The sequence below is a fragment of the Vibrio sp. B1Z05 genome (assembly GCF_052955985.1).
Genome location: NZ_CP130464.1, coordinates 238,354 through 251,959, shown reverse-complemented (window position 1 = coordinate 251,959; position 13,606 = coordinate 238,354). Strand labels below are relative to the sequence as shown.

16 protein-coding genes are annotated in these 13,606 nt (G+C 43.1%); 6 read left to right on the top strand and 10 right to left on the bottom strand.

Annotation, left to right across the window (positions count from 1 at the left end):
• Window positions 1–6: 6 nt before the first annotated feature.
• The 4 genes from QV280_RS14050 to QV280_RS14035 all read right to left on the bottom strand — a co-directional run bounded on the left by QV280_RS14050 (window position 7) and on the right by QV280_RS14035 (window position 3,334).
• Window positions 7–870 (bottom strand): carbohydrate ABC transporter permease, encoded by an 864-nt coding sequence (locus QV280_RS14050; protein ID WP_447026288.1) that lies wholly within the window; start codon window positions 868–870, stop codon window positions 7–9.
• Between the two features lie 96 nt (window positions 871–966).
• Window positions 967–1,851, bottom strand: coding sequence for a carbohydrate ABC transporter permease (locus QV280_RS14045; protein ID WP_152820576.1), 885 nt, complete (start codon window positions 1,849–1,851; stop codon window positions 967–969).
• 102 nt (window positions 1,852–1,953) lie between these two features.
• Window positions 1,954–2,838 (bottom strand): LysR substrate-binding domain-containing protein, encoded by an 885-nt coding sequence (locus tag QV280_RS14040; protein WP_152820574.1) that lies wholly within the window; start codon window positions 2,836–2,838, stop codon window positions 1,954–1,956.
• 151 nt (window positions 2,839–2,989) lie between these two features.
• Entirely contained in the window at window positions 2,990–3,334 is a 345-nt protein-coding gene (locus tag QV280_RS14035) for a DMT family transporter (protein ID WP_152820573.1), read from the bottom strand.
• A gap of 210 nt (window positions 3,335–3,544) precedes the next feature.
• Here QV280_RS14035 and QV280_RS14030 point away from each other — a divergent pair, with 210 nt between their 5' ends.
• From QV280_RS14030 to rsgA, 5 genes are read left to right on the top strand one after another with little or no spacing between them, the layout of a single operon-like run.
• Window positions 3,545–4,459: a DUF368 domain-containing protein gene (locus QV280_RS14030; RefSeq protein ID WP_172972808.1), complete on the top strand. Its 915-nt coding sequence runs from the start codon at window positions 3,545–3,547 to the stop codon at window positions 4,457–4,459.
• Window positions 4,459–4,896 carry a hypothetical protein gene (locus QV280_RS14025; protein WP_152820569.1) on the top strand — a complete coding sequence of 146 codons (438 nt, stop codon included), beginning with the start codon at window positions 4,459–4,461 and terminating at the stop codon, window positions 4,894–4,896. The genes QV280_RS14030 and QV280_RS14025 overlap by 1 nt, the downstream gene beginning before the upstream one ends.
• Window positions 4,893–5,498: an SCO family protein gene (locus QV280_RS14020; RefSeq protein WP_152820567.1), complete on the top strand. Its 606-nt coding sequence runs from the start codon at window positions 4,893–4,895 to the stop codon at window positions 5,496–5,498. Before QV280_RS14025 ends, QV280_RS14020 begins: the two co-directional genes overlap by 4 nt.
• Window positions 5,495–5,932, top strand: a complete 438-nt coding sequence (locus QV280_RS14015) for a copper chaperone PCu(A)C (RefSeq protein ID WP_023403489.1) — start codon at window positions 5,495–5,497, stop codon at window positions 5,930–5,932. The genes QV280_RS14020 and QV280_RS14015 overlap by 4 nt, the downstream gene beginning before the upstream one ends.
• Entirely contained in the window at window positions 5,932–6,960 is a 1,029-nt protein-coding gene (rsgA, locus tag QV280_RS14010) for a ribosome small subunit-dependent GTPase A (RefSeq protein WP_152820565.1), read from the top strand. The genes QV280_RS14015 and rsgA overlap by 1 nt, the downstream gene beginning before the upstream one ends.
• A 66-nt stretch (window positions 6,961–7,026) precedes the next feature.
• Here rsgA and QV280_RS14005 read toward each other — a convergent pair whose 3' ends face one another.
• Window positions 7,027–8,412, bottom strand: coding sequence for an alpha-amylase family protein (locus QV280_RS14005; protein WP_152820563.1), 1,386 nt, complete (start codon window positions 8,410–8,412; stop codon window positions 7,027–7,029).
• 336 nt (window positions 8,413–8,748) lie between these two features.
• Complete coding sequence (locus QV280_RS14000) at window positions 8,749–9,168, bottom strand: DUF1353 domain-containing protein (RefSeq protein WP_152820562.1); 420 nt, start codon at window positions 9,166–9,168, stop codon at window positions 8,749–8,751.
• 164 nt (window positions 9,169–9,332) lie between these two features.
• On the opposite strand from QV280_RS14000, the gene QV280_RS13995 reads away from it, so the two are divergent.
• Complete coding sequence (locus QV280_RS13995; RefSeq protein WP_152820560.1) at window positions 9,333–9,971, top strand: D-Ala-D-Ala carboxypeptidase family metallohydrolase; 639 nt, start codon at window positions 9,333–9,335, stop codon at window positions 9,969–9,971.
• Between the two features lie 144 nt (window positions 9,972–10,115).
• On the opposite strand, the gene queE is transcribed toward QV280_RS13995, so the two are convergent.
• The 4 genes from queE to QV280_RS13975 form a co-directional block, all read right to left on the bottom strand.
• Window positions 10,116–10,781: a 7-carboxy-7-deazaguanine synthase QueE gene (queE, locus tag QV280_RS13990; protein WP_367869561.1), complete on the bottom strand. Its 666-nt coding sequence runs from the start codon at window positions 10,779–10,781 to the stop codon at window positions 10,116–10,118.
• A gap of 1 nt (window position 10,782) precedes the next feature.
• Window positions 10,783–11,145 carry a 6-carboxytetrahydropterin synthase QueD gene (gene queD, locus QV280_RS13985; protein ID WP_152820556.1) on the bottom strand — a complete coding sequence of 121 codons (363 nt, stop codon included), beginning with the start codon at window positions 11,143–11,145 and terminating at the stop codon, window positions 10,783–10,785.
• Between the two features lie 186 nt (window positions 11,146–11,331).
• Window positions 11,332–12,324, bottom strand: a complete 993-nt coding sequence (locus QV280_RS13980) for a porin (protein ID WP_152820554.1) — start codon at window positions 12,322–12,324, stop codon at window positions 11,332–11,334.
• A gap of 676 nt (window positions 12,325–13,000) precedes the next feature.
• Entirely contained in the window at window positions 13,001–13,579 is a 579-nt protein-coding gene (locus QV280_RS13975; RefSeq protein WP_152820552.1) for a class I SAM-dependent DNA methyltransferase, read from the bottom strand.
• Window positions 13,580–13,606: the final 27 nt, after the last annotated feature.

Sequence of the window (13,606 nt, the reverse complement as noted above, 5' to 3'; positions counted from 1 at the left end):
CTCTATTTACTCTTTTACGCCGTTATCGGCGATACCTGAAAGAATCGTCTTTTGACAAATGACGAATAAAATTAACAAAGGCAATACGGCTATGGTGCTGGCGGCCATAATTTGCGACCAGTTCAAGCCATAGTTACCCTCGGCAATAAAGTAGTGACGAATCCCGGTGGCAATCAGGTTTAATTCCTGAGAGGTAATCACCAAGCTTGGCCACATATAACTGTTGTAGTTAGTAATAAAAGTGATCAGAAACAGCGTTGCCACTGCCGCTTTACATTGCGGTAAGATGATTGCCCATAAAATTTTAAGCTCACCTGCACCATCAATTCTTGCCGCCTCGATTAAAGACGGATGAACTTTGATAAACACTTGTCGTAGATAAAACACGCCAAATACCGAGGCGGCGTTAGAGGCAATCAAGCCCAAGTGCGAATCAATCAAACCCAATTTTGCCAAGGTGATGTACGACGGAATGTAAGTCACTGCGCCGGGCAACATGTAACAGCCCATCACCACAAAATAGAGCACGGTTTTGCTGCGAAACTTTAGCTGTGTCAGCGCATAGGCAAACATCGCTGAGTTAACAATCACCAATAAAGTGGTGAACAGCGCCACGCTAAAACTGTTAAAAATATACAAACCAAACGGCGCACTATGGAAGGTCTCGACAAAGGTCTCCCAGCGAAACTGCGCCGGAATTAAATCCAGTGGATTGGCAAAGATCTCGTCATTGGTTTTTAACGAACCCGATAGCATCCACAAAAACGGGAACACCATAATGCTTCCGCATACCAACAAGAACAGATGCTTGGCTAACGCCAGAAACGAAAAACGCTGTGCCTGTAATGCCCACCCTTGAGCCATGCCCATCCATAACAACTTTATTCTGTTGATGAGTGCGATGTGACGGAGCTCTTCACTTGCCTCTAACACTTGCGTGCTCATAATTTCGTCCTCAAAAATTGCTTAGTAATACACCCAGCGTTTACCGATATAGGTATTCGCCAGTGCCAGTAATCCGGTAATCAAGAAGATGACTAATGATGTTGCCGCAGCAGGCCCCATTTCATATCGCTCAAACGCTTGTTGATAGAACAAATACAGTAGTGTTCTGGTTTCACCGCCCGGCCCGCCTTGAGTCAGTATTTGAAACTGATCGAACGCCTGCATAGCAGTGATGATGTTGACCACCACCAAAAAGAAAGTGGTTGGCGAAATCAACGGCAGCGTGATTTTTAAAAAACGGGTCAAGCTACTGCATCCATCAATCAAAGACGCTTCATATAAAGAGTGTGGGATCTTATTCAGGGCGCTGATATAGAACAGCATGGTCCAACCTATCGCCTGCCATACAGTCACGATAATGACCGCCACCAACGCTGTATTGCCGTTTTCCAACCACGGAATAGCGCTAAAACCCATCGACTCTAAAAGATGATTGGCCAGCCCTGATTTGGTCTCAAACACCCATGACCAAACAATCGATACCGCCACAGTTGGCGTGATCCAAGGTGAGAAAATCACCGCGCGATAGAACTGACTACCATGAAAATTTTTGTGTAATAACAGCGCAAAAACCAAACCTAAAATGATGGTTGGAATCACAACACCAAGGGAAAACCAAAAGGTATTCAGCGCTGCTTGCACAAATTCAAAATCCTCAACCATGTACTCATAGTTTTCTAAACCAATGAATGAATAGTCAGGCGAAATGTAGTCCCAATCGGTGAAACTGATGTAAATTGAATACCCAAATGGCATCAGCCAAAAAGTAAACAATGGCACCAGCAATGGCGCGGTAAATAACAGCACCTTTAAGCGATTTTTCAGTGGTTCAGAGAAAGCACTCATGGTGACCTCGTTCTTGTTTGTATGGGTACAAATTACATTTTGTTTATGACAACTTCGTAGAAGCGCCTTTCATTTTTTTTATGGGTATCCATAAGAAAATCTTTACTCGGCCTCTCCCTCTTGCATTTGGTGATAGAGCCAATCACAAAAGAAATTCACTTTGGCATTACGGCGATTTTTGGTGATTAAGTAGTGGGCAGACTCAGCCGGCATGCTTGAATCGCAGGCCAGCACTAGCTCGCCTTTATCAAGCAATTGTGACACCACCAACGAGCGCACCAACAACATGCCAATGCCGTGCTTAACCGCTTCTAAGGCATGCAGAGAATTGCTCACCTCTAACAGCACTTTCGGCATCGTCATTTCAAATTGATTGTGGCTTAGCCATTGCAGCCAGTTCTCTCGATAGCCCTTCACCTGCACGGTGGCCAGTGAGGAAAAATCATGCTGATTCAACTGGTGCTGATGTTGCGCTTTAAAAGCAGGACTGCACACCAACTGCCAATGCTCTTGAAACAAGCGTTCGCAATGAGTGTCTTCGCTTTCGACTTTGCCATTGGTCAATTCAATATCAACGCTCTGACAAGGCGTGGTTGAAGGCCAATCAACTTGCTGAATGTCTAAGCGAATAAACGGATATTTTTTATAAAAAGAAGGTAAGCGAGGCAGTAGCCAACTGTGACAAAAGGTATGGTTGACGCGCAAACTCAGGACATCCGTTTCTTTTTCGCCAAACAATATTTGAGTTTGCAGTTTGAGATGAGCAAGCGACCCCGACACAATCGGCTGATATTGCTGCGCCGATGAGGTCAGCTTCACCCCTTTTGAACTGCGTTCAAATAAGGTCGTATCCAGAAAAGCTTCTAAACTTTTAAGTTGCTGACTAACGGCGGCTTGAGTGACGCAAAGTTCACGAGCAGCAGCGCCAATAGAGCCAAGACGGGCAACCGCATCAAATGCGACCAGAGCGCGCAGTGGAGGTAACATAGCTTTACCTAATTGAAATAAAAGAAGAAATTACTTCAATTAGGTTGCATAAATTTGCCACTTTAATGACAGAAAGATGAATAGTACTAAATAAGGAAGATGTATCTAGCAAGGTAACGTCGCCATTGCTAGCACTTAAAAAAGCGTTTTATCAATGAGTTACCGAGTTAGAGAACACATTGATGATCACAGTTCCCGTTAATATAAAACCAATACCCACCACGGCATAAATATCTAATTTTTGTCCGTAAAACATCCATGCGATAGAGGCCACCAATACCATGCCTGAGCCACACCAAATCGCATACGCAACGCCCAGTGACATGCTTTTGACGGTCAAAGACAACAAATAAAAAGCACAGCCATAGCTTGCCAATACCATTAGGGTGGCGGGCAATGAGGTGAACTGATTGGTTTTCGGTAATAAAGACGTGGCAATCACTTCCAAAACAATCGCCATCGACAGTGCTAATAAAGGGGGTAAAGATGACAGCATTGGGTCTCCATGATATTAATTCTGCGGTAAATTTACGCCCATTTTATGTCGAAACGATGCCAAAAGTAGATAGAGAATATTATCACCCCCTATAGGTTTTATGATTAGTCGGTAAAATAGCCCTAGCGCTATAAACTTCCGCTCTTCCCCCTCTTTCTGCTTTCCCTTACAATGGAGCCATTAATAGACTCAGTTGTATAAAATAACTTTATGAATTACTTCACCAATTTCCTGAAAGGGTTGGCTATGGGTGCAGCCGATGTTGTGCCTGGTGTTTCTGGTGGCACGGTTGCCTTTATTACCGGTATCTACGACACCTTGCTAGAAAGTATCCGACGCGTGAATCCTTCGCTGATTGGCGTATTGCGCACAAAGGGAATTAAAGGCGCTTTTGCACATATTAACGGCTTATTTTTGATCTCTTTATTTGCCGGTATTCTCACCAGCTTGCTAACCCTAGCTAAACTTATCTCTTGGCTACTGGTTACCCATCCGGTACCGCTGTGGTCATTTTTCTTCGGCCTTATTTTAGTCTCTGTTTGGCACATTATGCGTCAGATAAACTCTTTTGCATGGACTCGTTGGATCGGCTTTGCATTGGGGGTGGGCTTAGCGTATGCCATGACAGTATTAAACCCACTACACCTTGAACCGACCGCCATCAACATTGTGCTATCCGGCGCGATTGCTATTTGTGCGATGATTTTACCGGGCATTTCAGGCAGTTTTATTTTGCTGCTAATTGGCATGTATAGCCCGGTTCTGGGCGCATTAAAAAGCCTAGATGTCGGCTTTTTAGTACTGTTTATTGGCGGTTGTTTGTGTGGTCTGCTTAGCTTTTCACATCTGCTTTCTTGGCTATTACAACGCTTTAGAGACATTACCTTAATGTTCTTAGTGGGCTTGATGGTGGGCACACTACCAAAAATTTGGCCTTGGAAACAAACGCTTAGCTGGCGCATCAATTCCGCAGGTGAACAAGTGCCTTTGTTACAAAAAAACCTCATGCCTCACAGTTTTGAGTCGATAACGGGGACTTCGTCACAACTTGTCTTAGCAATTGTCATGATGTTGGTTGCAATTGGTTTAGTATTGGCATTGGAGAAATTTGCCGAAGACAAATAATGAATACATTTTTAAAAAGCCTAGCGGTGCTGTGTGCGCTCGGACTAGGCTTTTTTTCTCAAGATATTTATCGCACTATCCAATCAATGAATGCGGATAACGCATCCATTGAACTCAGTAAAACCTGCCCACTTTCTACCACTGCTTGTACTATTGATGATGTAAACATCGTCCTTGCTAAAGATGTGGTTTCCCCGATGCAACCAACTGATATTGAAGTGATTTGGCCTGCCAATAACGAACCTCAATTATGGGTTGAATTAGAAGGCAAAGAAATGTCGATGGGGGTGGCGAAATTTGTCCTCACCAACCAAGGAAATGGTCGTTTTGTGGGTACTTTATTACTGCCGGTTTGTCACAGTGATGCCATGACGTGGATTGGCTCTATTCAGTCCAAAACCGAACAACTTCCCATCTCAGTAAGGATGCAAAGATGAGTAGAAACTGGCTACTGACCCTAATTATCGCCGCCGCACTCGGTTTTGGCGTAAAAAGCTACCTTGATGCGCAAACTCAACAGCAGCAACAGCTCATTCGCGAGCAAGCCAATAACCCGATAGTTACTGGAAAAGACAATCAGCAAACGCCATTGTTTAATGCCAATGATCCGCGCATTAACGTGGTGTATTTTGGTTTTACTCGCTGCCCTGACGTCTGCCCTACTTCATTGGCTATGCTCAGCGCCGCACTGAATCAAGTCTCCGAAGAAACGCGCCACAAAATTCGCCCTATTTTAATTACCTTAGATCCTGATCGTGACTCTGGTGATGACGTGGCTCAATACGCTCAATATTTCCATAGCAGCTTTGAAGGCTATCGAGCTGAACCAGACATCCTTGATGCTTTAGCCATAAAATATGGCGTTATCCATATCAAAACAGAACTGGAAAACTCGGCGTTAGAATACACCGTAGACCACAGTTCTTATTTTTACTTTCTGGCTCCTGACGGCACAGAAATACTCAAGGTTCCGCACACTCTTACCCCTGCGCCACTGATTAAAGCTATCAACGACATCACTACGGAGACACCAGCATGATCGCACGAATTTCGACTCTTATTTTGTTACTACTTTCGCCATTGGTTTACGCGCACAATGCAATTACCGTCTCGGATGCATTTGTCAAAGAAACGCCGCCAACGTCAACCACTAGCGCAATTTTCTTAAAAATTGACAACCCGAGCAGTGAAGACCGCGCCTTAGTTTCTGCCAGCACTCCTGCGGCTAAAATCACTGAATTACATACCCATGCAATGCAAGATGGGGTAATGAAAATGCGCCAACTAGAACGCATTGCATTGCCTGCCAAAACTGAAACGGTATTAAAGCCGCACAGCTTGCACATTATGCTATTTGATATCACTGAGCCTTTAAAAGAAGGTATGGTGATCCCTCTTACATTAACCTTTGATAGCGGACGTACTTTGAACCTATCTGTGCCGGTTAAAAAAATGAAAATGATGAAACACTAATGAATTTACAACATCTTGGCTGGCAACCCTTTTTCCAGCAACAATTGACGCTGGATGATTATGAACAGGCTATTGTTGCCAGAGTTAGCGCGCACCACCGCTCTGGTTATCAACTGTTAACCGAGAATGAAGAAGTCTCATTGCCCATGCACGACTCACTGCCCGCTATGACAGTGGGTGATTGGGTACTCCTTGATCATCAGTTGCAGTTTCAGCGCTGTCTTGAGCGAAGCTCGCTGTTTTCTCGTAAAGCAGCGGGCTCGAAATTAGCAGAGCAAAAAATTGCCGCAAACATCGACACCGTTTTTATCATCATGTCACTTAACGATGATTTTAACTTGAGCCGAGTAGAGCGTTATTTAGCTCTCACCAACGAAGCGCAAGTTGAAGCTGTAATTGTATTGACTAAAGCCGATCTTTGCCCTGATGCGCAGAGCTTAAAACAGCAAGTGCAGTCGCTTGATCCTATGCTGATCATCGAAACGGTAAATGCGCTCGATTACGACAGCGTTAAGGCCCTCACCCCTTGGTGTAAAACAGGCAAAACCGTAGCGTTTCTGGGCTCATCAGGAGTAGGTAAATCAACACTGGTTAACACACTGCTGCAAGAGCAAGCGCAACAAACGGGCGCAATTAGAGAAGACGACAGTAAGGGACGCCATACCACCACTGGGCGTACTATCCACACTATGCCTAGTGGCGGCGTGTTGTTAGACACCCCAGGGATGCGTGAGTTGCAACTGGCGAACGTCAGCCAAGGGCTCAGTGAAACCTTTTCTGATGTGGAAGAGCTTGCCGCGCAATGCCGTTTTTCTGACTGCTCTCATCAAAACGAACCGGGTTGCGCCATTCAAAAAGCGCTACAAGCGGGTCAATTAGATGAAAGACGACTTAACAACTACTTAAAGTTGCAACGAGAACAAGCGCGTAACAGTGCTTCTCTGGCGCAGCTTCGCTCGCAAGACAAGCAGTTAGGTAAAATGATTCGCTCTGTACAAAATGAGAATCGGGCACGCAAGAATAAGTAAAGTATGTGGAGTGCATAATTTCAGATGAACGGGTGCGGGTGAATAGATGCTATTCACCCGCATTTTTTATTCCACACCATCACCGACTAAACAGCGATAGCCTTTTGCCGGCACCGTAAATTCAAGCCTGCCGTCGTCCGGGTAAAGCGCCTGTTGCTCGACCAAATCAAACATCGCTTTCTGCCAGCGAATCCGCACGTTAATCGCAACATCTGACTTATTAATTGCCACTAAACCATTTTCTGCGCGGCTAAACACAATATGCTCGTCGCTGACCTCTAGCACTGCCATCGGTAGGCTGTGCACATGATTGTGAAAATCAATCAAGGTTTTCATTTTGGGATCTTGCCATGCATTCATCCAGCGTGGATGACCACTGCTATCATTTATTCCACTGGTATCAAGGTCGGTATACACCAAAGGCACCCCGCCATCGCGGCACAATATATAGCAATACCCTAGCCACTCATATTCCTCAGCCATGATCAGCCCTTGAAATACATCGTTGTTCGGGATGTCATGGGTGATCACAAAGGTGATGGCACGCTGACGTTTTAACGCTTCACCCACGTTATACGGGTCAATTAACGCTGACATGCGCCCTTGCCCCTGCAACGCTTGATGCACAGTATTAAACAGCGGAAAGTCATAAGCTCCTAAACGAGTCTTATTTAAATAAGGCTTCAGAAAAAGCTCATACTCTTGTTTAGTTGCACCGCCATCGGTAATGATTTCACCAAAAATGTGCACCCCTTCGGTGATTTCTTTGGTCCACACTTTGCGCAGTTGCTCAATAGAAATGTGTTTGGCGGCATCAATACGAAAGCCTTTTACACCCATTTCTTTCATGGCCAGTAAATAAGCGCGCTGCTGCTCAATCACATGTTCGCAATCGCGTAGCGTCGGCAAGCCTGCATCGTGCGGCCCTCCGGTGATGCGGCCATTTTGCACTTGCCATTTGTCTCGCCAATCTTTTATACCAAACGCTTCGACAAAGTCATTTTCCGTAAACAGCGGACAGCTAAGATCGCCAAACAATCTTAACGATTCATAATATTCAGGATCATCGGCATACGCTTGCAGCTCTTGCTGACTCGGATATTGTAAATCCGAGCGCAGATAAGCTTCATTGGCCATGTGATTAAACACCACATCCACATACACGCGGATGCCATGCTCTTTTAAGCAGGTCATCATCGAACGAAAATCTAAGGTATTACCCAGTTCGTTATCAATGATTCGATAATCTTGTGGCTGATAACGCTGCCACCATGCAGTGCCCGATTTGTGCTTCAAGGATTTCATCGGTGGAGACACTAACACCGTTTTGTAGCCAAGCTGACTAATGTGCTCAGCGCGCGCTGCAACTGTTTTATAAGGCCAATCAAATGCGTGTAAAATCACATCCGTGGCCGGTACAGAGCTATTATTTCTAGTAATGGGGTTCAACATAAAACACCTTTTACGACTTAAGCTGTTTTCAGCCAGTCACTATACCCTACAAGATGTATGCCACAGCAAAAATCATCCTAAATTCATCATACATAGGGTGGATGAATGATTTTGTAGGGTGTAGCTTACTCATTGATTTTTATTGGTAAAGTATGAGACGAGGGCTTAGTTAGAATATTCGGCTTTAAATTAACTCATCTATAGTGATAGTTAACGACATATTACCTACAAATTAGAGAAAAATATCAATGAGTAAATTCTATTTAAGCACCAATAAGCACAACGGCTACAGCAGGTATTTTAATTGCCTGTGAGCCACAACTCAAAATGCGTTTGTTAACGCCATGGCGCTTTTAATGTCGGTTTTTGATTTCTTGGATCGCTAGCAGGTTTTCCGCCCAATTTTAAGCCTAAATAATACATATGCGCCGTGAACTCATTCACTCCATCCGTGATGCAAAGTTGCTCAAACATTTTATCCGCAGGATCTTTGGCACTGGTCGGTAAATATTCACAGCGCAATAATTGATACAGTGCATCATGCACTAAAGACGCACGCATATTTTGTGTGGTATCCACCACAGGTCCAGACGGGCCATCCCAAGCGTATCCTGAATGAATAGTTAACCACCCATCTAGGCTTAAACTAATAAATTCCATCTCTATAGATTGTGGCGGGAAAAAATCTAATTTAATCACAAACTCTTCGGCTAATTGATACTTATAACCTGCGCGATACAAAATATGCTCAGACATTGAATGCACCTTGTTGAAAAATACATTCATAAATCTAGTGCATTCTGTTTTAAATTCCCCTGTTGTAATGCACCCAATTTCTATTCTGCTATTTAATTCGTGAGTTAGATCAAAATTCTTATTTCCGTCTATACTCCAAACACGAGATACAAAGGAGAAGTATCATGATTCGTCTTGTTTGTCTGTTATTTTGCACCCTAAGTTTTAGCGTTTATTCCAATGATTATCTTAAGCTGTACGAATCGGAAAATGAATTAGAATACAATGACTTAGTCATTAGTGTGAAAGGCTATAAAGTGCCCACTCGCGCCGCCTTTAGAGGTTGGATGTTAATGAATGGCGCTGAAGATAGAGTGAAAGAAATCGCCCAACAACTTAAAGATGCGGGCATTACCGAAGTCCCACTCAAAACCATGCCCATGCACCTTATTCTGTTACAGGGCACCAACTGGGCAATGAACGGAACCTCGGTCTTTACTATTCCCGACCGCAAGCTCGTACCGAATATGGTACGCACAGTGAAATTTATTCAGCAGCATGTCGAACCTATATTGGGCCCTCTAGTGCCTGTTTCTGGGGATAGAACTCAGTATTATAATCAAACCTCTGGTGGAGCGACCAAAAGTAAACACTTAAGCTTCTGCGCTCTCGATCTGGTGCCGATCAATGATATCAGTCGTGAAGAGCTGCATAAAAAGTTATGGGGCATTTACAAAAGTGAAGGTAAAAAGAACGATATGGGAATGGGACTCTACTCTGGTGTGCGCTTTCACATAGATACTTGCGGATATAGAAATTGGTAAGCGTGACACTGTATTTTATACCAATCGTACTAAGTAAGTGATCAGTTACTTAGTACGATTGGTATAATACATTGAAAACAAAACAGGGTTCTAAACCTTAGCTTAGAACCCTGTTTCTTTATATATTTGCGACTCTAAGCTTTACTAAGCGATATTCAAATACTTATGCGTTTGTACCGATAAACGCCAATTATTGGCAATACAGGTATCGATGCACAGTTTAGTTGCTCTCGGTTTTTGGCTAATTGGTTGCAACAAAATCTCAGTATTAGGCTGTAACTGACTGCTTGCCAATAACGCTTTTAAATCGTCAATATCCGATTGCGTGCCCACTGGGTGTTTGACTTCATTGGCTCTGGCCATCGCACTGGCTTGAATAGGCAATTTACCCTTCATGCCAATTTTCGGCGAAACCGTCACCCAAGTATTTGCAGTTGCTTGAATGGCAAAGGTGCCACTGGTTTCAATCTGACAACGAAACCCGTTTTCTTCTAACAGAGTCGTAAGTGGCAACAAGTCATACTGACACGGTTCGCCACCGGTAATGACCACATGTTTGGCACTATAATGCGCCAAACAATAAACCACTAAATCTTGTTCTGACTGCTGACACCAAAACTCATCATCGCCCGATTTAGCAATAATGGTTCCAAAGTCGGTTTTTTTCTCTTCCAGTACATCCCAGGTTTGCTTGGTATCACACCAAGCACAGCCTACAGGGCAACCTTGCAAGCGAATAAAAATAGACGGCACGCCAGTAAAGAAGCCTTCACCTTGAATAGTTTCGAAGATCTCGTTGATTTTTAACACGTTACTCACCCGTGTAAATGCAACCAGCGGTGCAAGTCTCTTTGATTTCGACTTTGCTCAATAAAGGCAATAATGGTTTAGTTTGCTCATATACCCATTTTGCCAGCACTTCACTGGTTGGGTTTTCTAACCCTTCGATGTCATTTAGGTAATGATGATCAAGACGGTCATAAATAGGTTTAAAGCTCTGTTTCACGTCCCCAAAATCAATGATCCAACCTGTGTGCTGATCCACTTCCCCTTTTAGATAAAGGCGAACTAAAAATGAATGTCCGTGTAAACGTCCACATTTGTGCCCATCAGGTACGTGAGGTAATTTGTGGGCCGCTTCAAACATAAATTCTTTGTAGATTTCAGTAGTCATTGGGGTCTTCTGTAAGTTGAGTCAATTTGAACAAAAAGATAAGGGCACGGATTGTAGCAAGTTTAGCTAAAACCCCCAATCAAAATTGACCGCTTACCCAGCAGATTCTTAGCCATCAAAAAAAGCAGAGCTAATAATAGCTCTGCTTTGCATCGATGTAATAGATAGATGTTCTAAGAAAAAGAATTATAGATAGTAACGAACACCTAGTGCGTAGCGATCATCATCACTTGAGATATCATCGCCTAAATCAACCTGATAAGCGGCATAACCGACAAATGTTGGCGTAAAGTCATATTCTACCTGCAACGCCATCTGACTTAATCGAGTTTGATTGTTGTCGTCATCTTCAATGCTCTCATAGTTCACAGAGAAGTTAAGGCTGTTTGCCAATGCATAAGCAACGATGGCTTCGATATTGGTTGTATCAAAATCACCATAGAACTTGCTGCCCATTTCATATACACCCGCTACGTACAAACCGTCGCCGTAGCTACCGTATTTAGCAGACAATAGGTTTGCCATTGCATCGTCATTTTGGCCTGTTTTAGAGCCAGTGGTAAAACCATAACCGACCATAAACTTGCTGAAATTAGCCGAAACCGTTACCTGAGCACGATCGCCGTAAATGTCATTTTGTCCCTGCCAACCTAAACCAAAGTCTAAGCCAAATGAATCAAAGTCTAAGCCTTTACGGTATGAGAGCATTTTTTCAGCACGAGCAGTACCTAGATTACCACCGTCAACATATAAGAAGTCATTGGCAAACGCGATTGGCATATCCGCAATACCACCCACGTCATAGTATGGTGACCATTGTGTACCACCGACTACACGACCCCACATGTCGTGTGTGACACCGATGTAACCCAAACGAGTTTTAAATGATTCGCCACCGCCTTCAAGCATGTTTAAAGCCCACTCACCCTTTGCGTCAGCCGTAAAGCCACCGCCAAGATCTTGAGTTGCATTAAAGTTTATACGAGGTGATAGAGACTCAATAACCAAGTCATCATCGGTAACATACGCAGCATCGTTTGAATCTGGATTACCTAAACCAACAGATACATGTCCACCCAAGGAGAAAGTAGTACCACCATTATTATACAATTCTACAGCGAAAGCCTGACCGCTAAATGCGATACCTGCAATTACACTTGCTAATACTGTCTTTTTCATAATGTCTTTCCGTTTACCTATGTGTATAAAAATACGTGTATAAAAGTACGTGTATAAATGTATGTATATAAGCTGTTTTAAAAACACTGTTAATATCGAAAATCTTAATCGATTTATTTATGATTATGTGCAAATCGCTAGTAGCTCATTTGCTTTAAGCAATTTACTGAAGAAGATAAATACCGTTTCACCTCCTTTGAGTTTTTGTCCATGAACACGACAACGTATATAACCAATGGCCAAAACTACAAATTACCTTTTGTAAAAGCGTAGTAACGTTTTTTTAATAAACCAACTAAAAAACGTGCATAGATCACACATTATGCAAGTTATGCGTGGTTTATTGATTAAATTTTCAAAAGTATCGATTTTATTTCACCAGTAAGGCACAGCAGAGAAAAACGGTAAGGCTTGTTTAAAGTAGGAAATAACGCGCAAAATATGAACGATGCCCACAACACATAGCGAAGCTACACATAATAAGAATTTAAATAAAATGCAAAGGGAATGTATATTTCTGTTCGCGCATTTAATATACAGCCAATATGAGGATATCCACCGTATATTAAATAAAATAAAGATAGAGAAAGAGATAAAGAAAGTAGAATATTTTATAAACGCTATAAGATTTGCTGTCTTTTAATTTCTTAAAGACAGCAAGCCTAAAATTATCTGGTTATTTGTACGCGACACCCATTAATACCGGTTGTGATGTTCCATCGGCCATGGTGATCTCAAATGGAATTGAAATCTCAATATCAGTGAAACCGGCACTGTGCAGCATGCTGTGAGCTGACTCTTGAGTAAGCCCCCCTTCCGCATCATCACTCAACCAATCCCAATGCACAAAAATGCCCTGTTCATCTAACAGCGAATGAATAATGGTCGCAGTTTCTTGAAAGCTGGCCACAAAACCACACACAGATGATGCGACAACCAGATCAAACTGTTTTCTAAAGGCTGGATGCTGCGCCACTAAACCGCGAGTTAAGTAATCGACCACTGGTTCTACATTGGCCAAGGTCTTTTTATCTAACTCTTCAATCATCGCTTCTGAGGCATCAAGAGCAACAATACTGCGAGCGAGAGGAGCCATCTTTTGACTCAACAAGCCTGTACCACAACCAAAATCTAATACGTTAGCGCCCTTCAACGAATGAAGCGCTTGCAGTTCAGCAAATACTAGGTCTGAAAATTGAGCGGTTGCTGGGTTTGCTTCCCACTCAGTAGCATAATCATCCCAATTGTGCACCATGTGACTATCCATCCTTAAAACTGTTTC

Coding starts and splice junctions, on each gene's coding strand:
- QV280_RS14005 (WP_152820563.1), bottom strand. CDS start 8,412: ATGTTGAACCCCATTACTAGAAATAATAGCTCTGTACCGGCCACGGAT.
- QV280_RS13980 (WP_152820554.1), bottom strand. CDS start 12,324: ATGAAAAAGACAGTATTAGCAAGTGTAATTGCAGGTATCGCATTTAGC.
- QV280_RS14050 (WP_447026288.1), bottom strand. CDS start 870: ATGGGCATGGCTCAAGGGTGGGCATTACAGGCACAGCGTTTTTCGTTT.
- queD (WP_152820556.1), bottom strand. CDS start 11,145: ATGACTACTGAAATCTACAAAGAATTTATGTTTGAAGCGGCCCACAAA.
- QV280_RS14015 (WP_023403489.1), top strand. CDS start 5,495: ATGATCGCACGAATTTCGACTCTTATTTTGTTACTACTTTCGCCATTG.
- QV280_RS13995 (WP_152820560.1), top strand. CDS start 9,333: ATGATTCGTCTTGTTTGTCTGTTATTTTGCACCCTAAGTTTTAGCGTT.
- rsgA (WP_152820565.1), top strand. CDS start 5,932: ATGAATTTACAACATCTTGGCTGGCAACCCTTTTTCCAGCAACAATTG.
- QV280_RS14045 (WP_152820576.1), bottom strand. CDS start 1,851: ATGAGTGCTTTCTCTGAACCACTGAAAAATCGCTTAAAGGTGCTGTTA.
- QV280_RS14035 (WP_152820573.1), bottom strand. CDS start 3,334: ATGCTGTCATCTTTACCCCCTTTATTAGCACTGTCGATGGCGATTGTT.
- QV280_RS14000 (WP_152820562.1), bottom strand. CDS start 9,168: ATGTCTGAGCATATTTTGTATCGCGCAGGTTATAAGTATCAATTAGCC.
- QV280_RS14040 (WP_152820574.1), bottom strand. CDS start 2,838: ATGTTACCTCCACTGCGCGCTCTGGTCGCATTTGATGCGGTTGCCCGT.
- QV280_RS14030 (WP_172972808.1), top strand. CDS start 3,545: ATGAATTACTTCACCAATTTCCTGAAAGGGTTGGCTATGGGTGCAGCC.
- QV280_RS13975 (WP_152820552.1), bottom strand. CDS start 13,579: ATGGTGCACAATTGGGATGATTATGCTACTGAGTGGGAAGCAAACCCA.
- QV280_RS14025 (WP_152820569.1), top strand. CDS start 4,459: ATGAATACATTTTTAAAAAGCCTAGCGGTGCTGTGTGCGCTCGGACTA.
- QV280_RS14020 (WP_152820567.1), top strand. CDS start 4,893: ATGAGTAGAAACTGGCTACTGACCCTAATTATCGCCGCCGCACTCGGT.